Origin of the sequence: Pseudomonas syringae, from assembly GCF_000737245.1 — a bacterium.
GTDB lineage: Bacteria > Pseudomonadota > Gammaproteobacteria > Pseudomonadales > Pseudomonadaceae > Aquipseudomonas > Aquipseudomonas syringae_J.
Map to the genome: position 1 here is coordinate 21,326 of NZ_JPQU01000044.1, position 19,263 is coordinate 40,588.

Sequence of the window (19,263 nt, forward strand, 5' to 3'; positions counted from 1 at the left end):
CTTTGTGGGAGCGGTGCTTGCCCGCGATAAGGACACTGCGATTCATCAGCCAGACCGCGTCGCTCTTGTCGCGGGCAAGCACCGCTCCCACAAGGATCTGCTCACTTTGAAAGGACGTGTAGGACATGGACGCACAGCAAAATACCGACGCCACCGCCCCTTTCTTCTGGCGTGACGACCGCCTGCCCTTCATCGAGGCGCGTTCGGTGGGTGATGGCCGCAAGCTGTGTTATTCCAGGCATTCCCATGAGGTGTTTTCCATCGGCGCGATCACCGCCGGGCAAAGCACTTATCTCCACGAAAAAACCAGCCAGCGAGTGCAAGCCGGCACTGTGGTGCTGATGAACCCCGGCGAGGTGCATGCCTGTAATCCTATCGCCGAGCAGCAATGGTCGTACCTGATGCTGTATGTGGACAGCCAGTGGCTGAAGGCGCTGCAGCAGGATCTGGGCCTGAATCCCAATCACGAGTTTCAACCTCTGGCTCACACCCACAGCTGCGATCCGGAGTTATTCAGCGGGTTGACGGGTCTTTACCAAACACTCATCGACGCCGACGCCAGCCTCCTGCAAAAGCAGTGCAGTGCACTGTCATTCTTCACCCTTATGCAGCAGACACTGGGTGCATCAGAGGTCAGGCCCGAGCAGGCGGTCCCGCGCATTGAGCGGGTCGCGCAGTTCATCAATGACAACTTCAAACACGCCATCAGCCTGGACGACATGTGCAGCGCCGCGAGCCTGTCGGGCTCCTATCTGATCCGCGCCTTCGAACAGCGCTATCACATGACGCCCCATGCCTACCTGATCAACCGGCGCATCCAGCATGCTCGCACCCGACTCAAGGCTGGCAGCCTGATCGTCGATGTCGCCCACGAGTTAGGGTTTGCCGACCAGGCGCATTTTCAGCGGGTGTTCAAGAAGCATCTGGCGGCAACGCCGGGGCAGTATCGTCTGCCCTGAATTCAGTGAATAAACAAGTAAACCGCACAGCCCACCAGCAACGCTGCCATGCTGCGATTGAATACCCTCACACCTCGCGCGCTGTCCAGATAAGGCCGCAGAAAAGTCCCGGCAAATGCCCAGCACGCCAGAGACGCATAGCAGATCACGAAATAAATCCCGGCGAACTGCCAGATCAGCCGCGCCTCACCGCTGGCGACAAACGCCCCCATTCCCGCAATACAGGCCAGCCAGGCTTTGGGGTTAAGCCATTGCATGATCGCCCCCTTGAGCAGCGAGGACTTGCTACTGGCATCGTCAGCATCCAGTCGGCCGTCATCCGCCGCCAGTTTCCAGGCCATGAACAGCAGAAATGCGACCCCGGCCCAACGAATCGCCAGGGTCAGGAACGGCCATTGCAACAACACTTCATGCAGGCCGAAGCCGATCAGGATTAATAACAGCGTGAAACCGAACGTCGCTCCGGTGACATGCAACAAGGCCGAGCCCAGCCCATGCCTGGCCCCCGAACTCAAGGCCACGATATTGACCGGCCCCGGCGTAATCGACGAAGCCAGCGCAAAAGCGGCCATGGACAGCAACAGACTCATTTCAACATCCTCATTGGTCAGCAAAGAGCGGACCAAGATAAGGATGCTAAGCGACTGGGTATTGAAGAAAATCACCCAGGATTACGCCTATGTGGCCCTGAATCAGGCAGAATGACCCGCACTGGATGGGCGGCCTCCGGTCCCGCACGCCCCCACGGCCATCATTTGCAGAGCGCAATAATGAACAGTTTTGAAGAGTCGATCATAGAAGCCGCGCAGGACGCGACGCCCAATAACACTGAAGCAGAGCGCTCGGCTGCCAAAGCCGCCGCCATCGAAGCGGTGGCCCAGATCATGGCCACCACCTCAGGGCTACAGCGCACCCTGGCACTGGCGGCACTGCTGGATTCATATTCCGACTCCGATGCTGATCTGGAAGACGAATAACAAGACAGAGCATTGAAATACGCACACTATATCAATGTGCTAGCATGTGGCTCGTTTGAATGCCACTCAATTGAATAGCCTCCCCTTGACCTGGATGTCAAACGCCCCTGGGCCCGTCGACTTCCGGAGTCATGAGTTTGAACATCGAAAACCTCAAGGTCATTCAGACTGATTTAGAGCGTACCGCCAGTGATCTGGAGGGTGTGTGGCTAAACCTTTCCGGGCACCTGCAATACCTGCAGCACTCGTACCAGATACGAGATGCCGCCGACGTCAGTTTGCAGATCGAAAAGCTTCAAGCCTCAGCTGAAGATTTACGCGACGTGGCGCAGCGTCTGGACTGCTGATCAGTCCTTCGCCTGAGACAACGGCCTGGCAACCTCCTCCAGTGACCGTCGCTCCGCAGCCATCCCCCAGATGCTTTGCACCAGCGCTGCCAGTAGCATCAAGCCTGCCCCGATCAGATAACCGATCAGCAAATTGCTCCGGTCATGTGTCTCGATCAACCGACCGAACAGTGTCGGCCCGATGATCCCGCCCAAGCCTGTCCCGAATGCATAGAACACAGCGATAGCCAGTGCGCGTATTTCCAGAGGGAAGGTTTCAGCGACGGTGAGATAAGCCGAGCTAGCGGCTGCAGACGCAAAGAAGAAAATCACCATCCAGGCCACGGCTTGCTGGCCGACATCGAGCAAGCCCTGCTGGAATAACACACCGCTGATAGCCAGCAGAATCCCGGACACTGCGTAAGTCAGGCTGATCATCACCCGTCGGCCCACCACGTCGAACAAACGCCCCAGCAACAGCGGCCCGCAAAAGTTACCCAGGGCCAATGGCAATACGTACCAGCCGATATGGTCGGCGGGCACGTCGTAGAAGTCTGTGAGCACTAAGGCGTAGGTAAAGAAAATCGCGTTGTAGAAAAATGCCTGGGCAGTGAGCAGTGTCAGGCCGACCAGCGCCCGCTGGCGGAAGGTCACGAACAGGGTCTGGAAGATTTCCTTGAGCGGCGTGTGATCGCGCACATGAAGACGCAATGGCCGGCCTTGCGGCGCAGGCAGAGTGTGGCCCTGAGCGCGGAGTTGATCTTCGATCTGTTCAACAATGCGCGTGGCCTGTGCCGCCTGACCGTGGATCAGCAACCAGCGCGGGCTTTCCGGCAGCCAGAGACGCATGAACAGGATCAGCAACCCCAACACCGCACCGATACCGAAACACAGGCGCCAGCCCAGATCGCCGCCGATCCATTGCGGGTCCAACAGCACAATCGAACCGCCCGCCCCCAGCGCCGCGCCGAGCCAGAACGTACCGTTGATGGTCAGATCCGCCCAGCCGCGATAACGCGCCGGAGTGAATTCCTGAATGGTGGAATTGATCGCCGTGTATTCGCCGCCAATGCCCATGCCAGTCAGAAAGCGGAACAGCAAAAAGCTTTCAATACTCCAGGAAAAGGCCGTGGCGGCGGTAGCACCGACATACAGCAGCAAGGTGATGAAGAACAATTTGCGGCGTCCGAGGCGGTCGGTGAGCCAGCCGAAAAACAAAGCGCCGAGCACCGCACCGGCAATATAAACACCGCCCGCCAGGCCGATATCGCTGTTGGACATGTGCAACGCCGGGCTGTCTTTCAACGCGCCGGACACCGACCCCGCGAGGGTGACTTCAAGGCCGTCGAGCAACCAGGTAATGCCCAGGGCAAACACCAGCAGCGTATGAAACCGCCCCCACGGCAGACGATCCAGACGAGCCGGAAGATCGGTTTCGAAGATTTGGCCCTGGATGGAGTTGTCGTGGATGGTCATCAGGCATGTGTACTTCGTTAGGACGCTATCGCGCGGTCGCTCCTACAGACGAGAACCCTGTAGGAGCGCGCTTGCCCGCGATGACGTCGGTACAGGGTTCATCACAATCAGAGCCTGTCACGCGACCGGGGTTCAACTCACCCAAAACCACAACAACATCAGATTCGCTGCAGAGATCAGCCCGAACAATCCCCAGGCGACTGTTTGTATCAAGCGGCTGTTAACGAACGGCCCCATCAACTGCCGGTCGCTGGTGAAGCGAATCAGCGGCCAGAGGGCGAATGGCAATTGCAGGCTGAGCACCACCTGGCTGAGGACCAGCATCTTGCCCACGGAGCTGTCGCCCAGCCACATGACCCCGATCAGCGCCGGGATCAGGGCTAATGCGCGAGTGATCAAGCGTCGCTGCCAGCAGGGAATTTTCGCCTGTAAAAAACCTTCCAGCACCACCTGCCCGGCGATGGTGCCGGTAAAGGTCGAGCTCTGCCCGGCCGCCAGCAAGGCAATCCCGAACAACACACTGGCCACCGCCCCACCCACCAGCGGGTCGAGCAAATGGTAGGCGTCCTGGATTTCCACCACGTCGGTATGCCCGCTCCTGTGGAAAGCCGCAGCGGCGAGAATCAGGATCGCCGCATTGATCAACAGCGCCAGGCTCAACGAGGCGATGGTATCGATCCGGGCAAATTTGATGGCACTGGCCTTGTGCACGTTATCGCTGCCATTGACCCGGGTCTGGACCACCGAAGAATGCAGGTACAGGTTATGGGGCATGACCGTTGCGCCGAGAATACCGATGGCGATGTACAGCGGCTCCTGACTGCTCAGCACATCCCAGCTTGGCTTGAGCCCCGCAGCAACGTCGGGCCAGAAGGGTTTGATGAGGATCAGCTCCACGGTAAAACAGGCGCCGATGGTCGCGATCAGCCCCAGGACAATCGCTTCCAGACGACGAAAGTTCGCCCCTTGCAGGGCCAGCACGATCAAGGTGTCAAAAGCGGTCAGCGCCACCCCGGTGGTGATGGAAACACCCAGCAACAAATGGAAAGCCAGCGCTGTGCCCAGCACCTCGGCGAGGTCGGTGGCAATAATCGACAACTCGGCCAGCAACCATTGCCCCTTCGCCACCCGAGGGCTGTAATGCGAAGCGCAAAGCTGTGCCAGATCCCGCCGAGTGGCGATCCCCAGTCGGGAGCAGAGGTTCTGCAAGACCATGCCTGACAAGCTTGCCAACACCACCACGAACAGCAATGCATAGCCAAAACGCGAACCGGCCTCAATCGCCGTGGCCCAATTGCCAGGGTCCATGTAGCCGATGGAAACCAGCAGACCGGGCCCGACAAACAGCAGCATCTTGCGCGCCAGCGAAGCATTGGCCGGGATGGGCACACTGTCAGTCACAGCCGACGGGCAGAAAGGAGCAGTCGCGGTATCAGGAAGTTTGAACGTCACAGGAACCAGGCAGGCAGCAGAACGAGGGGTTTAGCTTAGGGCTTCGCGACACATTCTGATACATCAGGCGTTTAACACGGAGCCCGTAGGAGCGCGCTTGCCCGCGATGGCGTTGGGTCAGGCACCAATTTTTCGGCTGAACCACCGCCATCGCGGGCAAGCGCGCTCCTACAGAAAACGTGTTTCCACCCAGAAAATTCTTTTTTATGTCGTTAAAGTGATTAATAACGCAATAAAAATCCAATCTTATGATGTTTTTAATCATTATTAACAAACATTACCAATTGTAAAAAACCTACCATACGCCATCAAAAAATAACGGAACCTCGCGTATGTCTTCTTCCCAAACCACCCGCCTTGCAACGGACGGCATTGATCCGGTCCGCGCTGCGCAGATTTCGGCGCGGATTGATCGTCTGCCGGCCGTCGCGACGGTCTGGAAACTTGTGGCGCTGCTGTCCATTGGTGGGTTTTTCGAGCTGTATGACTTGTTTCAGACCGCCTACATCAGTCCAGGCCTGTTGCGCGACGGCATTTTCGCCACCGGTGCTCAAGGGGTGTTTGGTTTCTCCGACCAGGCGGCCTTTGCTTCAGCGACCTTTCTGGGACTGTTCCTCGGCGCCAGCTTGCTTAGCCCCATCGCCGACCGTTTCGGTCGTCGGGCAATCTTCACCTTTGCGCTGATCTGGTACACCTTTGCTACCGTGTTGATGGGGATTCAAAGCGATGCACTGGGCATTATCTGCATGCGCTTTCTGGTGGGTATCGGACTGGGTATCGAGTTGGTAACCATCGACGCTTATCTCGCTGAACTGGTCCCCAAGCGTATGCGCAGCTCAGCGTTCGCATTCGCGTTTTTCATTCAGTTTCTGTCGGTACCGGCAGTAGCGTTGATGTCCTGGTGGCTGGTGCCTCAGGATCCGTTCGGTTATTCCGGCTGGCGCTGGGTGGTATTGGCCAGTGCCGTGTTTGCCTTGTTCATCTGGTGGTTGCGCTCGCGGTTGCCCGAATCACCGCGCTGGCTGGCGCAGCACGGCCGCTTCGCCGAAGCCGAACGCATCATGGATGACATCGAGGCACGCTGCGTGCGTGATCACGGCAAGGCGCTGGATGCTCCGGAGCCGGAAGTGGTCGCGGTTTCAGGCAAAGGTCGTTTCGCCGACATCTGGCAGCCGCCTTATCGTCGCCGGGCCTTGATGCTCATCGTGTTCCATATTTTCCAAGCCATCGGTTTCTTCGGCTTTGGTAACTGGCTGCCAGCGCTGTTGTCTGGTCAAGGGGTCAGCGTCACCCACAGCCTGGGTTACGCGTTCATCATCACCCTCGCCTATCCGCTGGGCCCACTGTTGTTCGTGAAATTCGCCAACCGTTTCGAAAACAAGTGGCAGATTGTCGGCTCGGCATTGGGCTCGATGATTTTCGGCACGCTGTTCGCGTTCCAGTCGTCAGCAGTCGGCCTGGTGTTCTGCGGGGTCATGATCACGTTCTGTAATGCGTGGCTGAGCTTCAGTTATCACTCTTATCAGGGCGAGCTGTTCCCGACCAACATTCGCGCACGGGCGGTGGGTTTCTGCTATTCGTTCAGCCGGTTGTCCACGGTCTTCAGCAGCCTGCTGATCGGCTTCTTTCTGGAACACTTCGGTACGCCGGGTGTGTTGGCCTTTATCGTCAGCAGCATGTTGATCGTGATGATCACCATCGGCCGCTTCGGGCCACGCACGCGTAACCTGGCGCTGGAAAATATCGCGCACCGTTGAAGGATCAAAGGTACCTACTGTGATTGCCGGCTCGCGTCATCAGCGAGCCGGCATGGTTGATCAACTCTGTATCCACTCGACGTTGGTGATCCCGAAATGCTCTGCGTAGGGTTTCGAGACCCGAGGGACTTTTTCCAGTCGATATTTGGGAATCCGCGCTATCCCGGCATCCACACTCGCATGATGCCAAGCCTCAGTGTTATCCATGTGCTCAGCACTGATATAAAAGGATTTGAACGCGCCGTTTAACAAATAATCGATTCGGTAATGTTTGTACTGTGACATTTCAGGCAACGGCTCCATTGATTGCTTAGTGCAATAGATGACCTGCTGCCTTCTGGAAAAATTCAGTCTTTTTTTTTGGCATGCGACAAGTTGCGCGCGGCTCTGCGACACACCTCACGAGCCACTCAAACGGCTGAACTACACTTCAAAAACATGCTTAACGAATGCCCAAACGTTTGGCGAGCCGACTCAGATTAGCGCGATCCAGACCCATCTCCCGAGCCACCTCAATCCATTTGCCTTGATGTTTCAGGAGCGCCTGTTCGATGAGGATTTTCTGATAGGCGTCGACTGAGGCCTTGAGCGTTAGTCCAGTACTGACAGCCATTGCTGCTCCCTCGACAGCCACCGGCGCGACAGCAGCAGTCCGGGCTTCGAGCCCGAGCATGTGCGCTTCGATGGTCAGGATCCGCGGCCGTTCGGGATGCATCGACAGGGCCTTGAGCACGCCACGACTGATGAGATGCTCCAGCTCCCGAACATTGCCGGGCCATTCATAACCCAGCAACAGCTTCTGTGCCTCACTGGTCAGCCGCAAACTGCGCAAGCCCATGCGCGCGCGGTTCTCTTCAAGGAAGTAACCGGCCAGCAACAGGACATCCCGACCCCTCTCGCGCAGGGGTGGCACGCGCAATGGGTACACGCTCAAGCGGTGGTAGAGGTCGGCACGGAAACGCCCACAACGGACTTCTTCGGCCAGGTCACGATTGGTGGCGGCGATGATCCGCACGTCCACCTGATGCTCCTGATCTGAACCCACCCGTTGCAACTGACCGCTTTGCAGCACCCGCAGTAGTTTCGCTTGCACCGGCAGCGGCAACTCACCCACTTCATCAAGGAAAATAGTGCCGCCGTCTGCCAGTTCGAACTTGCCACTGCGGCCGCTCACCGCGCCGGAAAACGCGCCTTTCACATGCCCGAACAGCTCGCTCTCTACCAGCATCTCCGGCAGCGCGGCGCAATTGAGACTGATCAGGGGTTTATGCGACCGCGGCGAATTGAAGTGGATGGCTTCGGCGACCAGTTCTTTGCCGACCCCGGTTTCACCGGTGATCAACACGGACAGCGGGCTGTTGCCCACCAACTGGATTTCCTGCTGCAGACGTTTGTGAATGGCACTCTGGCCGATCATTTCACGAGGCCCACGCCCGCCCGCGGCACGTTTGTAGACTTCAGCGAGTTGCCGCTGATCCTCGAAACCGCGGGCCAGTTGGTTGATCCGTTCGCTGGCCATGACGGTGGCGGCTGCCAGGCTGGCAAACGCCTCAAGGTTTTCCAGATCCACTGTGCCAAAGCTCGCCGGCTCCAGAGAATCCAAAGTAATCAGGCCCCAGGGTTTGCCCTGAAAGGACAAGGCGCAGCCAAGGCAATCGTGAACTTCAAGCTGGCCATGGTGGCCTTCCACCAGCCCATCATAGGGATCTGGCAGCTCGCAATCCGTGGAAAACCGCGTTGGGCCAGCACTCTCCAGCAGTATTCTCAACCGTGGATGCTCGTCAACCCGGAAGCGTCGGCCCAAGGTATCGGGGCTCAGCCCTTCGACACATAACGGGATCAGCACGTCACCTTCGAGTTTGAGCAGCGCCACCGCATCGCAGGGCAACAACTGCCGCAACGCCCGCAACAGACGTCGATAGCGCTCATCGTCGGGCAGTTCACGGCTCAGATCCGCAACCAGAGGTATCAGCGCCAGCAACAGGGGGTTGGTCATTACGACTGCATTCCAGTGATCGAAACGCGGTCATTATGACTCTTGGGGCGTTTAAAGACAGCGTTGAGGCTGCCGCATCGGGCTCCGACGTTATAAACACAGGGAAAAGTCCGTCGTCAGCCCATGAATCATCAACACCGTATCAACCCTGAGATGATGTAACTCCGGCGATACAACCCCTTGCCTGACAAGGCCTGCAGCGCACGGAAGGTTTCTGACGTCAGCGTCCTGACGATATGGGCGCAGCTGTTTAATTTTATTGAAGTGGCGAATCTGTTTTTCCGTTTCATAGTGCGCTCAATCCTGGCAGGAGTGCATTGACATGGCGAGAATTCAGGGAAGAGTTCCAGTAACTAGTCCTTTAGAAACTGACACTCTGGAGGTCATCACTCCAGAAACCAGCCACCCGTTAGTTGTCGATCTGGATGGCACCTTACTGCGTTCGGACCTATTGATGGAAACAGCGATGACATTTATTCGCAGCCATCCAATGCAAGTTTTCAAACTGTTCGGATGGTTATTGAAAGGCAAGGCGGCACTCAAAGAAGGTCTGGCGTTAAATACGCATATTGATGTAGCCGTATTGCCTTACGATCCCGAAGTCATCGCCTTGATCGAGGCACAGCGGGCCACCGGACGCGTGATCGTGCTCGCCACGGCCAGCCATGACAGCCTCGCGGTCCGGATCGCAGAACATCTTCAGCTGTTTGACCTGGTGGTGGCGTCCAACGCCGAGCGCAATCTGTCCTCCCACAAAAAACGCGATCTGTTGGTGGAGCACTTCGGCGAAGGCGGTTTCGACTATTTGGGCAATTCCCGGGATGACCTGGCGATCTGGGGTGCAGCGCGGCACGCCATCGTCGTCAACCCGGAACCCGGCGTTGAAAACCGGGCCAGGGCGCTGGGCAATGTCGAGCAGGTCATCCGCTCCAATGCTTCGAGCCTGCGCGACTGGCGCAAAGCGTTGCGCATGCACCAGTGGATGAAGAATGCGCTGATTTTCGTACCCCTGCTGGCCGCCCACCAGCTGAGCCAGCCGCAGCAACTCTTCAATGGAGTGCTGGCCTTCCTGTTTTTTGGCCTGTGCGCCTCCAGTGTCTACGTACTCAACGACTTGCTGGACCTGGCCGACGACCGCCACCATTCAACCAAATGCAAACGCCCTTTCGCCTGCGGCAAGCTGTCGATCAAAGCCGGTCTGGTGATCGTCCCGTTGCTGCTGATTGCCGCGTTCAGTGGCGCCGCGCTGCTCTTGCCCTGGCAGTTCTGCGGCGTATTGGCGGCTTACTACCTGCTGACCCTTGCCTATTCGTTGAACCTCAAGCGGCAGATGGTCACCGATGTGATCGTCCTGGCGATGCTCTATACCACACGAATCCTCGCCGGGGCGGCCGCATTCAACCTGCCGCTGACGTTCTGGATTCTGGCCTTTTCGATGTTCATGTTTCTCAGTCTGGCGTTGGTCAAGCGCTACGCGGAACTGCGTGAAGCACGAGCCAAAGACCTGCAGGCCAAGACTCGCGGACGAGGCTATTACCCCGGCGATCTGGACATGATCGCTTCGCTCGGTGCCTCGTCCGGGCATCTGGCGGTCATGGTTCTGGCGTTGTACATCCACGAAGGCACCACGGTTGCGCTCTACGGCCATCCCCACGTGATCTGGCTGGCGTGTCCCCTGCTGCTGTTCTGGATCACACGGGTATGGATGCTGACTCATCGCGGCCTGATGAACGACGACCCCGTGGTGTTCGCCATACGCGACCGCACCAGCCAGGCCGTCGGGGTTCTGTTCGCACTGGTGTTCTGGATCGCAGCATGACGGACGCTCTGTATTCCTGGGGACGCTACCCGCAGAAACCGCAAAGCGGTCACGCCTGCGCCTGGATCGATGGTCTGACCGAGCACCTGGATACGGTGATCAAACAACATCAGACCAGCCTTCCTTACGGCAGCGGCCGCAGCTATGGCGACAGCTGCCTGGCAGCCAGCGACCAGGTCATCGAGATGCGCGGCCTGGATCACTTCATCCGTGCGGACTGGAAAAGTGGCACGGTGCGGGTTGAAGCCGGGGTCACGCTCGCGGAAATACTTGCCGCGGCGATCCCTCACGGCTGGTTTCTGCCAGTGACCCCGGGTACCCAGTTCGCCACCGTTGGCGGCGCCATCGCCAACGATGTCCACGGCAAGAATCATCACCTGCGCGGCACCTTCGGCAATCACGTGCTGCGCTTCGGCCTGCTGCGTCATGGGGAGAAAGCGCAGATCTGCTCGCCCTCGGAAAACACCCGGCTGTTCGCCGCCAGTATTGGCGGACTGGGTCTGACCGGGGTGATTAACTGGGCCGATCTGCAACTGATGCCGATACGCGCCAGCCAGATCGACAGCACCGTGGTGCGTTTTGCCAACCTGGGTGAATTCTTCAGCCTCTCGGCGGAACTGGACCATCAGCATGAGTACAGCGTGGCCTGGATCGACTGCCTGGCCAAAGGCGCCAACAGCGGTCGCGGGGTTTTTATCGTCGGCGACCACGCGCGCTATGGCTCGCTTGAAGTCGAGCATGGCAGCTCGATGAAAATGCCGCTTACCCCGCCCATCTCGCTGATCAATAACCTGTCGCTGCGCAGCTTCAATTCCCTGTACTGGAATGCCCACCCAAAACAGCGCAGCGCAAAACGCAGTGCCTACACGCCTTTCTTTTACCCGCTGGATCGCATCCTGCACTGGAACCGCATCTATGGCCGCAAAGGCTTCCAGCAATATCAGTGTGTGATGCCCGAGGCCAACGCCGAAGTCGCCATGGCTGAACTGCTGAGCGCCATTGCCGATTCCGGTCAGGGTTCGTTTCTGGCGGTGCTCAAGCGCTGTGGCGATATTGCCTCGCCCGGGTTGTTGTCGTTCCCCATGCCGGGCACCTCCCTGGCGCTGGACTTTCCCCACAACAGCGAGCTGATCAACGGTTTGTTCCCGCGCCTGGATGCGATTGTCCGGGCAGCAGGCGGCCGGCTCTATCCAGCCAAGGATGCCCACATGAGCGGCAGCGATTTCCGTCAGGCCTATCCGGCCTGGGAGCGCCTGGAAGCGTTGCGCGATCCCTCCCTGATGTCCCGCTTCTGGAAACGAGTGACTTTATGAAAAGAGTGTTGATCATCGGTGCTACGTCAGCGATTGCCACCGCCTGTGCTCGCCTGTGGGCCAGCGAGGGCAGCGATTTTTTCCTGGTTGCGCGCAGCGCCGACAAGCTCGAACAGACCGCCGCCGACCTCAAGGCCCGAGGCGCCAAGACCATCACCGTGCATGAGATGGACGCCACCGACCTGTCCGCCCACCCCGCCATGCTGCAAAACTGCCTGTTGGCGCTCGGACAGATCGACGTCGCGCTGATCGCCCACGGCACCCTGCCCGACCAGAAACTCTGTGAGCGCGACGTCAGCGTCGCCATGCAGGAGTTCGCCACCAATGGCACCTCGGTCATTGCCTTGCTGACCCTGCTGGCTCAGCAGTTCGAGACCCAGCGCTGGGGCAGCCTGGCGGTCATTTCTTCGGTCGCGGGTGATCGCGGTCGGCCTTCGAACTATCTGTATGGCGCGGCCAAGGCCGCTGTCTCGACGTTCAGCGAGGGCTTGCAGGCCCGTCTGTTCAAGGTCGGGGTGCATGTCTTGACCATCAAACCGGGCTTTGTCGATACGCCCATGACCAAGGGTCTGGCGCTGCCAGCAGCCTTGCTGGCGCAACCGCAACAGGTGGCCGAGCGCATCGTCACCGGTATCGCCCGCAAATCGCCGACGCTGTACACGCCGGGGTTCTGGGCGCTGATCATGCTGATCATTCGCTCGATACCTCAACCGGTATTCAAGAGGCTGAACCTATGAATGAAGCCGTCTTTCTCTCCGGATGGCGTTACCGGGCGGTGGTGCTTTCGGTTGTGTTTTCAGCCTTGGGTTACCTGGGTTTTTCCCTGTGGGGTGGCTGGGCAGCGGTGAGCAAAGCAGTGGGTGAAGTGGGCTTGCTCGGCATCACTATTGCGCTGGGCATGTCGGCCGCCAATTACGGCCTGCGCTTTGTGCGCTGGCAGGTTTACCTGCGGACCCTCGGCCATGCCGTTCCGTGGCAGCCCAGCCTGAAGATTTATCTGGCCGGATTCGCCCTGACAACCACCCCAGGCAAGGCTGGCGAGGCGCTGCGTGGTGTGCTGCTCAAACGCTGGGGCGTCCCCTATCCGCAGAGTTTTGCGGCGTTTTTCAGTGAACGGCTGTCGGACCTGCTTGCCGTGGTGCTGCTGACCTTGTTCGGTCTGTCGCTGTATCCGGAGTCACGCCCGATGATTCTGGTAGGCCTGAGCCTGGTGGGCATCGGTTTGCTGGTGCTGTCCCAGCAGCGTCTGCTGGCGGCACTTGCCGGTGCTATACCAGCCACCGGCGGCAAGGTCATCAGCCTGACCCGCCATCTGTTTGAAGTGCTGCTGGCCGCACAACAATGCCATCGCCTGAGCCTGCTGATCGGTGTGACCTCGCTCAGCGTCGTGGCCTGGAGCGCCGAAGCGCTGGCGTTCCACTGGATCCTCAACTGGATGGGCGCCGATATCGAGCTGACATTCGCGGTGTTTGTCTACGCCCTGGCGATGCTCGCCGGTGCAATCAGCTTCATGCCTGGCGGGCTTGGCGGAGCCGAAGCGGTCATGGTCGGACTGCTGGTCTGGAAAGGCATGTCCAGCGCCGACGCTATCGCAGCAACCGTGCTGATTCGTCTGGCCACCTTATGGTTCGCTGTGGCGATTGGCGCCGTCATGTTGCTGCAACTGAAGTCCGGCAACGCCGTGGATCAACATCCTGTCGAGCGATCTGCGCTGGATCAATAGCATTGGATTAACAAGCAAGGGAGTCTTCGGATGGTTCAGGGAAGTGGCAGTCAATCTTCAATCAGAATTGCGTGGTTCCTGCTTTGCGCGGCGATCGTCGCCAGCTTTATCGCTTCCAGCGGTCCCATCCAGTGGATGGACAATGGCGTATTTCTCGCCGACGCGTCCGAGGGCCGCTACTTCAGCGAGTCCCTCGGTCCTCTGGACCATCCGCTGTATCAGTTCTTCAACACCTTCGTCTTCAACCTGTTCGGCCCTTACATCCTGAGCCTGCTCAACTCGATCCTGCTCATACCGATGGCGTGGATCATTTATTCCCTGGCGCTCAGTGTGGGAGCCAGTCGACGTCAGGCATTACTCGCTGCCACGGCGACGATTCTGGCTCACGGGGTGTTCTGGGTCTCGACCAAGGCCGAGGTGTACATCTTCCACTCGCTGTTCGTGCTGGCGGCTTATCAGGTGCACCTCAATCAGCGCTCGCGCATGGGCGTGCTGAGCCGACTGTTCGTTATTGGGGTCTTGACCGGCATGGGCGCGGCGGTTCACCAACTGACTTTTGTGGTGCTGCTGCCGCTCTATTTGCAGCTGCTGTATCAGTACAGACTGAGCATCCTCATTACCCTGCCTGGTTTCGCGGTGGGTTTTTCGGTGGCTTTTCCGGCGATTGCCCATGATTTGCAGTCCGGCATGAACCTCATCGAAATCTTTCATCGTTACCTGACCGGCACCTCGGCGAAGGTGGCCCAGCCAGGCTGGGAAGGCAGCCTGTTTCGCTTCGACGATATGTGGCACGAGAAGAATTCGGTGTTCATCTTGCTGCTGTCGTTGATCGGCCCGCAGCTGATTGGCCTTTTGCTTTTCCCCAAAGACAATCGCTTGCGCCTGCTGTGGTGCGCCGCATTGCTGAACTTCGTGTTCGCGGCGTCTTATAACGTCACCGACCGTTTCACCTTTTTCCTGCCTGGCGTCGCTTTGCTGAGCGTCATCGGAGTGATGAAACTGCAGAAGCTGCTGCCGATGACGCCCGCCGGAAAAACCGTGATGAACCTCTCGGTGCTCAGTGCGCCGGTAACTATCGTTCTGGTGTATTGGCTGTACGCCTCGGGGTTTATCAAACTGCCGGTACACACCGAAGCGCTGCCGTTTCGCGATGACATTCATTACTTCATGGCCCCGTACTTGCCTGACCACTCTGCCCGGCAGTTTGTGCAGATGTATGAACAGACCGCTCCTCAAGGCGCACTGATCATCGCCGACTGGACCCCCATGGGCGCCCTGCGCTCGGCCCAGGCCAGCGGCCGACTGGAAAACCGCACCCTGAAAATGTGTGAAGAAGTCGCCGATATTCAGGTCTATCTCAACGGCCCCGGCGCTTACCTTGCCCGCACCAGCTACTGCGCGATGATTGGTGAAAGGTTTGTATTGAAGGGGTCGGCGGTGGGGTATGCATTGCACGGGAAGTGAGGTTTGAGGTCGGGCCTGATTCAAGGCGACTCAATATTTAGCTGCAGTCTCTGTTGGAGCGAGGCTTGCCCGCGAAAAACCATAACGCGGTCTGTCTAGCTGACCGCGTCAAGTGATTCGCGGGCAAGCCTGGCTCCAACAGGTACACGTGATAGCAAGAGCCAACTTGTTGGCGAGGCGTTGGGCCGGTGTTGTCAGGGATATCGCCTCGCGAACAAGTTCGCTCCTACCGGATCTCATCAACCGCAACTACGGCTGCCACAACGTTTTTTCACCATCAAGCTTGCGATCCAGAAAGCTCGCCGCGCTGATCAGGGCCAGATGGCTCAGCGCCTGGGGCGTATTGCCCAGGTGGTGGCCGTGGCTGTCGAACTCTTCGGCGTACAAGCCCAACGGATTGGCGTAACGCAGAAGTTGTTCGAACTCCAGATGCGCCTGTTCCACTCGACCCGCCCGAGCCAGGCATTCGACGTACCAGAATGAACAGGCCGTGAACGCGCCCTCTTCACCTGCCAAACCATCATCATGGTCGTCGTCGTTGCGATAGCGGAACACCATGCCATCCCGAACGAGGGTGGACTCAATGGCGTCCAGGGTTGCCAGCCAGCGTGGATCACTGGCACCCACGAAGCGAACCAGAGGCATCAGCAGCATCGACGCATCGAGGTTGCGACTGCCCTTGTGCTGGACGAAGTGGCCGAGGTCGGCGTTCCAGAAGTTCTTCCAGATGTCGTCGTGAATCGCCTGACGCTCTTTGTCCCAGCGGTCGAACGGGGCTGGCAGTGAACGTTTGAAGGCCAGGCGCAAAGCGCGGTCCAGTGCCACCCAGCACATCAGCCGGGAATGCAGAAAGTGCTGATCGCCGCCGCGCATTTCCCAGATGCCTACATCTTTTTCACGCCAGTGCTTGCACACGTAATCCACTTGCTGAGTGGCGTGCTGCCAACCCTCGTAAGAGATGGCTTCACCGTATTTGTTGGCCAGGTACACCGCATCCAGCAATTCACCGTAGATATCCAGCTGCGTCTGTTTGTACGCCTCGTTACCGATGCGTACCGGCAGCGCTCCGCCGTAGCCGGCAAAATGCTCGAGGTGTTCTTCCGGCAACTCTTCACGACCGTCGAGGCTGTAGAGGATGCCCAGCTTGCTGGACTCTTCGCAGCAATCACCCAGGCGTCCGCGCACCCAGCGCATGAAACCATTGGCTTCGTCGGTATAACCCAGGCGCATGAAGGCGTAGACCGTGAACGACGCATCGCGGACCCAACTGTAGCGGTAATCCCAATTGCGCTCGCCGCCGGGGGTTTCCGGCAAGCCAAAGGTGGCGGCAGCGACGATTCCACCATGTTTGCGGGAGGTCAGCAGCTTGAGGGTCAGCGCCGAGCGATTGACCATTTCCTGCCAGCGTCCACGGTATTCCGACTGCTTGCTCCAGCGTCGCCAGTACGCCAGGGTGTCGATGAAATAGCGTTGACATTGGCCTGCCTTGACTTGGGGGTCATTGATACCGCCCAGGATGATTTCCAGGGTCTCACCTTGTTTCAGCGTGACTTCTGCAACCGCCGTCTGCTCAACGATCGTCAAGGGCGAAGTGGCCGAAAGTCGCATACCGGGTTGACCGGAAGCCTCGAAACACACGTCCTCACCCTGCATGCGCACGCTCATTTGGGCGCGACTGTAATCCAGTCGAACCCGGCACCGCATGCGAATCGTCGCACTGCCGTAGCGCACATCGACACGGCGCACCAAACGGGGTAAATCGTCAACGTTGTCGCCTACCGGCATCAGGTCGGTGACCTCGACCACCGCGTCTTCATCGATCCAGCGCGTCTGCAATACGTTGGTGTCCGGCAGATAGATCTGCTGACGCCGGGCTTTGGGCAGGTCGGGAGCGAGCTGAAAAATGCCTGCCTTGTTGGTGTCCAGCAAGGCACTGAATATCGATGGGCTGTCGAAATCCGGCCAGCAGCAAAAATCAATGCTGCCGGTGTCGGCCACCAGAGCAGCGCTGCGCATGTCGCCGATAATGCCGTGGTTCTCGATGGGGTTTTGCGCTTCTTCCGGGAAATCAGCCATTGTCTCGAAACCCCGGGTACAGGCTCATGCCGCCATCGATAAACAACGTCGTGCCATGAACATAATCAGACAGGTCAGAGGCCAGCCACACCACCGCATTGGCGACATCTTCAGCCTCACCAACCCGGCCGTAAGGAATCAGCTTGAGCAATTTGTCTTCTTGATCACCGGCCATCGCGTCTTCGTTGATCGCCGTGCGGATGGCGCCCGGTGCAATGCTGTTGACCCGGATACGCTGCTCGCCGACTTCTTGGGCGATGCTGCGCATCAACAGGTCCACACCGCCCTTGGAGGCGGCATAGTTGGCGTGCCCGGCCCAGGGAATCAATTGATGCACAGAGCTCATGTGGATGATTTTCCCCATGGCCCGGGAAACCACCGGGCGCATACCCTGGCGAATGAACTGACGCAGCGCCGCCCGGGCACAGAGGAATTGGCCGGTCAGGTTCACATCGATGACTTTGTTCCAGTCCGCCAGGCTCATGTCAGTGATTGACGCGTCCTTCTGCAGCCCGGAGTTGGCCACCAGAATATCCAGACGACCAAATTGTTCCACGGTTTTGCTGAACAGCCGTTCAACGTCCTCTTCCTTCGAGACGTCTGCCTGGACGGCGATAGCCTTGCCGCCTGCGGCGATGATTTCTGCAGCCAGCTTTTCAGCAGGTTCGGGTTGCGAGTTGAAATTGATCACCACCGCCGCGCCTGCCGCTGCCAACCCCTTGGCAGCGCCTGCCCCCAGCCCGGAACTGGCCCCTGTGATCAGTGCGACTTGTTGTTCCAACGAAATATGCATGGATTCGAGCCTCTTGATCAGCATGTAAAACTGACCGATGGGGCTTGGATGAAGTTCAAGTACAAGCAGCTGCAAGCTTCAAGCAGCAAGCTGCAAGTGCGCTGCGCGGGTGGCTTGTAGCTTGCAGCTTGCCGCTTGGGGCTGGTAGCGTGCCCACACCGAGCTAAAGCCCCCCCGCGGACCGCTACCCCAATGAACCGAAACGAATTGCGCAAGGCTGACATCAATCTGATGGTGGTCTTCGAAACCTTGATGCAGGAGCGCAACGTCACCCGTGCCGCCGAAAAGCTGTTTCTCGGCCAACCGACCATCAGCGCCGCGCTCAATCGGTTGCGGGCGCTATTCAATGATCCGTTGTTCATCCGGGTCGGCCATCGCATGGAGCCTACCGCCAGGGCGCAGGAGATCATCCATCACCTGTCCCCTGCCCTGGACGCCATGTCAGTCGCCTTGAGTTTGACCCGCGAGTTCGACCCGGCCAGCAGCGACATGACCTTCCGCATCGGTCTGTCCGATGACGTGGAGTACAGCCTGTTGCCGCCCCTGCTGCGGGCTATTCGCAAAGAAGCCCCTGGGGTGGTCATCGTGATCAAGCAGGTGAATTTCTGGAATGTCTCGGAATTGCTGATGTCCGGTGATATCACCGTTGGCGTGTGCCTGACCCGGGAGTTGCCCGCCAATGCCAAGCGCAAGCTGCTGCGCTCGGTCAAACCCATGGTGGTGCGAGCGGACCATTCAGCCACACCCATGACCCTGGATGAATACTGCACGCGGCCCCATGTGGTGGTTTCTCATGTGGCCAACATCAGCAGCTTTGCGGATGAATGGCTTGATGCCATTGGCCGCAAGCGCCATGCCGTGCTCTCGGTCCCTCAATACAGCACGCTGCCTGCGTTGATGGCGGGCACGGATCTGCTTTGCAATCTACCGGATCACTTGACCGAGGCGATGGCCAGTACGGGGCTGTTGTTTGGCGAAGAGTTGCCATTCATCACACCCAATCTTGAGCTGTCGATGGTCTGGCTAAGTGTGATGGACACAGATCCGGCAGAGCGCTGGCTGCGTAAGCGGCTGGAGGAGTTTATGGGAGACCGAAGCCCGGCCTCCCATATTGTCGAAGAATGACGCTGAC

Annotated in this window: 17 protein-coding genes; 10 read left to right on the forward strand and 7 right to left on the reverse strand. The window is 58.6% G+C overall.

Translation table 11 applies throughout. The annotated features are described in order from the left end of the window. Positions 1-125 precede the first annotated feature (125 nt). Entirely contained in the window at positions 126-959 is an 834-nt protein-coding gene (locus IV01_RS09850; RefSeq protein WP_032629507.1) for an AraC family transcriptional regulator, read from the forward strand. A 2-nt stretch (positions 960-961) separates the two neighbouring features. On the opposite strand, the gene IV01_RS09845 is transcribed toward IV01_RS09850, so the two are convergent. Next, a complete protein-coding gene (locus tag IV01_RS09845; protein ID WP_032629559.1) occupies positions 962-1,549 on the reverse strand; it encodes a LysE family translocator in 588 nt (195 codons plus the stop codon). 180 nt (positions 1,550-1,729) lie between these two features. Between IV01_RS09845 and IV01_RS09840 the strand changes: the two genes are divergently transcribed. Continuing rightward, positions 1,730-1,936, forward strand: a complete 207-nt coding sequence (locus IV01_RS09840) for a hypothetical protein (protein ID WP_032629508.1) — start codon at positions 1,730-1,732, stop codon at positions 1,934-1,936. Positions 1,937-2,067: 131 nt separating this feature from the next. Further along, positions 2,068-2,283 carry a hypothetical protein gene (locus IV01_RS09835; protein ID WP_050507721.1) on the forward strand — a complete coding sequence of 72 codons (216 nt, stop codon included), beginning with the start codon at positions 2,068-2,070 and terminating at the stop codon, positions 2,281-2,283. Here IV01_RS09835 and IV01_RS09830 read toward each other — a convergent pair whose 3' ends face one another. After that, positions 2,284-3,738 carry an MFS transporter gene (locus IV01_RS09830; protein WP_032629509.1) on the reverse strand — a complete coding sequence of 485 codons (1,455 nt, stop codon included), beginning with the start codon at positions 3,736-3,738 and terminating at the stop codon, positions 2,284-2,286. It lies immediately after the preceding gene. 132 nt (positions 3,739-3,870) lie between these two features. Continuing rightward, positions 3,871-5,190, reverse strand: coding sequence for an Nramp family divalent metal transporter (locus tag IV01_RS09825; protein WP_032629510.1), 1,320 nt, complete (start codon positions 5,188-5,190; stop codon positions 3,871-3,873). A 332-nt stretch (positions 5,191-5,522) separates the two neighbouring features. Here IV01_RS09825 and IV01_RS09820 point away from each other — a divergent pair, with 332 nt between their 5' ends. Further along, positions 5,523-6,947, forward strand: coding sequence for an MFS transporter (locus IV01_RS09820; RefSeq protein WP_032629511.1), 1,425 nt, complete (start codon positions 5,523-5,525; stop codon positions 6,945-6,947). Between the two features lie 60 nt (positions 6,948-7,007). Here the strand turns inward: IV01_RS09820 and IV01_RS09815 are convergent, their stop codons facing one another. After that, entirely contained in the window at positions 7,008-7,232 is a 225-nt protein-coding gene (locus IV01_RS09815) for a DUF6555 family protein (RefSeq protein ID WP_032629513.1), read from the reverse strand. Between the two features lie 157 nt (positions 7,233-7,389). After that, positions 7,390-8,943 (reverse strand): nitric oxide reductase transcriptional regulator NorR, encoded by a 1,554-nt coding sequence (norR, locus tag IV01_RS09810; RefSeq protein ID WP_032629514.1) that lies wholly within the window; start codon positions 8,941-8,943, stop codon positions 7,390-7,392. Between the two features lie 322 nt (positions 8,944-9,265). On the opposite strand from norR, the gene IV01_RS09805 reads away from it, so the two are divergent. Genes IV01_RS09805 through IV01_RS09790 form a run of 5 tightly spaced genes read left to right on the forward strand, consistent with a single transcriptional unit; the run spans position 9,266 to position 15,262 of the window. After that, on the forward strand, positions 9,266-10,762 hold the full coding sequence (locus IV01_RS09805; protein ID WP_080290335.1) for a UbiA family prenyltransferase: 1,497 nt from the start codon (positions 9,266-9,268) through the stop codon (positions 10,760-10,762). Continuing rightward, positions 10,759-12,075: an FAD-binding oxidoreductase gene (locus tag IV01_RS09800; RefSeq protein ID WP_032629517.1), complete on the forward strand. Its 1,317-nt coding sequence runs from the start codon at positions 10,759-10,761 to the stop codon at positions 12,073-12,075. The genes IV01_RS09805 and IV01_RS09800 overlap by 4 nt, the downstream gene beginning before the upstream one ends. Then, entirely contained in the window at positions 12,072-12,812 is a 741-nt protein-coding gene (locus IV01_RS09795) for an SDR family oxidoreductase (RefSeq protein WP_032629519.1), read from the forward strand. The genes IV01_RS09800 and IV01_RS09795 overlap by 4 nt, the downstream gene beginning before the upstream one ends. After that, entirely contained in the window at positions 12,809-13,798 is a 990-nt protein-coding gene (locus tag IV01_RS0125230) for a lysylphosphatidylglycerol synthase transmembrane domain-containing protein (RefSeq protein ID WP_032629521.1), read from the forward strand. Before IV01_RS09795 ends, IV01_RS0125230 begins: the two co-directional genes overlap by 4 nt. A 30-nt stretch (positions 13,799-13,828) precedes the next feature. Next, positions 13,829-15,262, forward strand: coding sequence for a hypothetical protein (locus IV01_RS09790; RefSeq protein WP_032629523.1), 1,434 nt, complete (start codon positions 13,829-13,831; stop codon positions 15,260-15,262). Positions 15,263-15,511: 249 nt separating this feature from the next. Here IV01_RS09790 and IV01_RS09785 read toward each other — a convergent pair whose 3' ends face one another. Together IV01_RS09785 and IV01_RS09780 are read right to left on the reverse strand one after the other, a co-directional pair. Continuing rightward, positions 15,512-17,338, reverse strand: a complete 1,827-nt coding sequence (locus IV01_RS09785; RefSeq protein ID WP_032629525.1) for a glycoside hydrolase family 15 protein — start codon at positions 17,336-17,338, stop codon at positions 15,512-15,514. Continuing rightward, positions 17,331-18,131 carry a glucose 1-dehydrogenase gene (locus tag IV01_RS09780; protein ID WP_032629528.1) on the reverse strand — a complete coding sequence of 267 codons (801 nt, stop codon included), beginning with the start codon at positions 18,129-18,131 and terminating at the stop codon, positions 17,331-17,333. Before IV01_RS09780 ends, IV01_RS09785 begins: the two co-directional genes overlap by 8 nt. Positions 18,132-18,323: 192 nt before the next feature. Here IV01_RS09780 and IV01_RS09775 point away from each other — a divergent pair, with 192 nt between their 5' ends. After that, entirely contained in the window at positions 18,324-19,256 is a 933-nt protein-coding gene (locus tag IV01_RS09775) for a LysR substrate-binding domain-containing protein (protein ID WP_032629530.1), read from the forward strand. Positions 19,257-19,263: the final 7 nt, after the last annotated feature.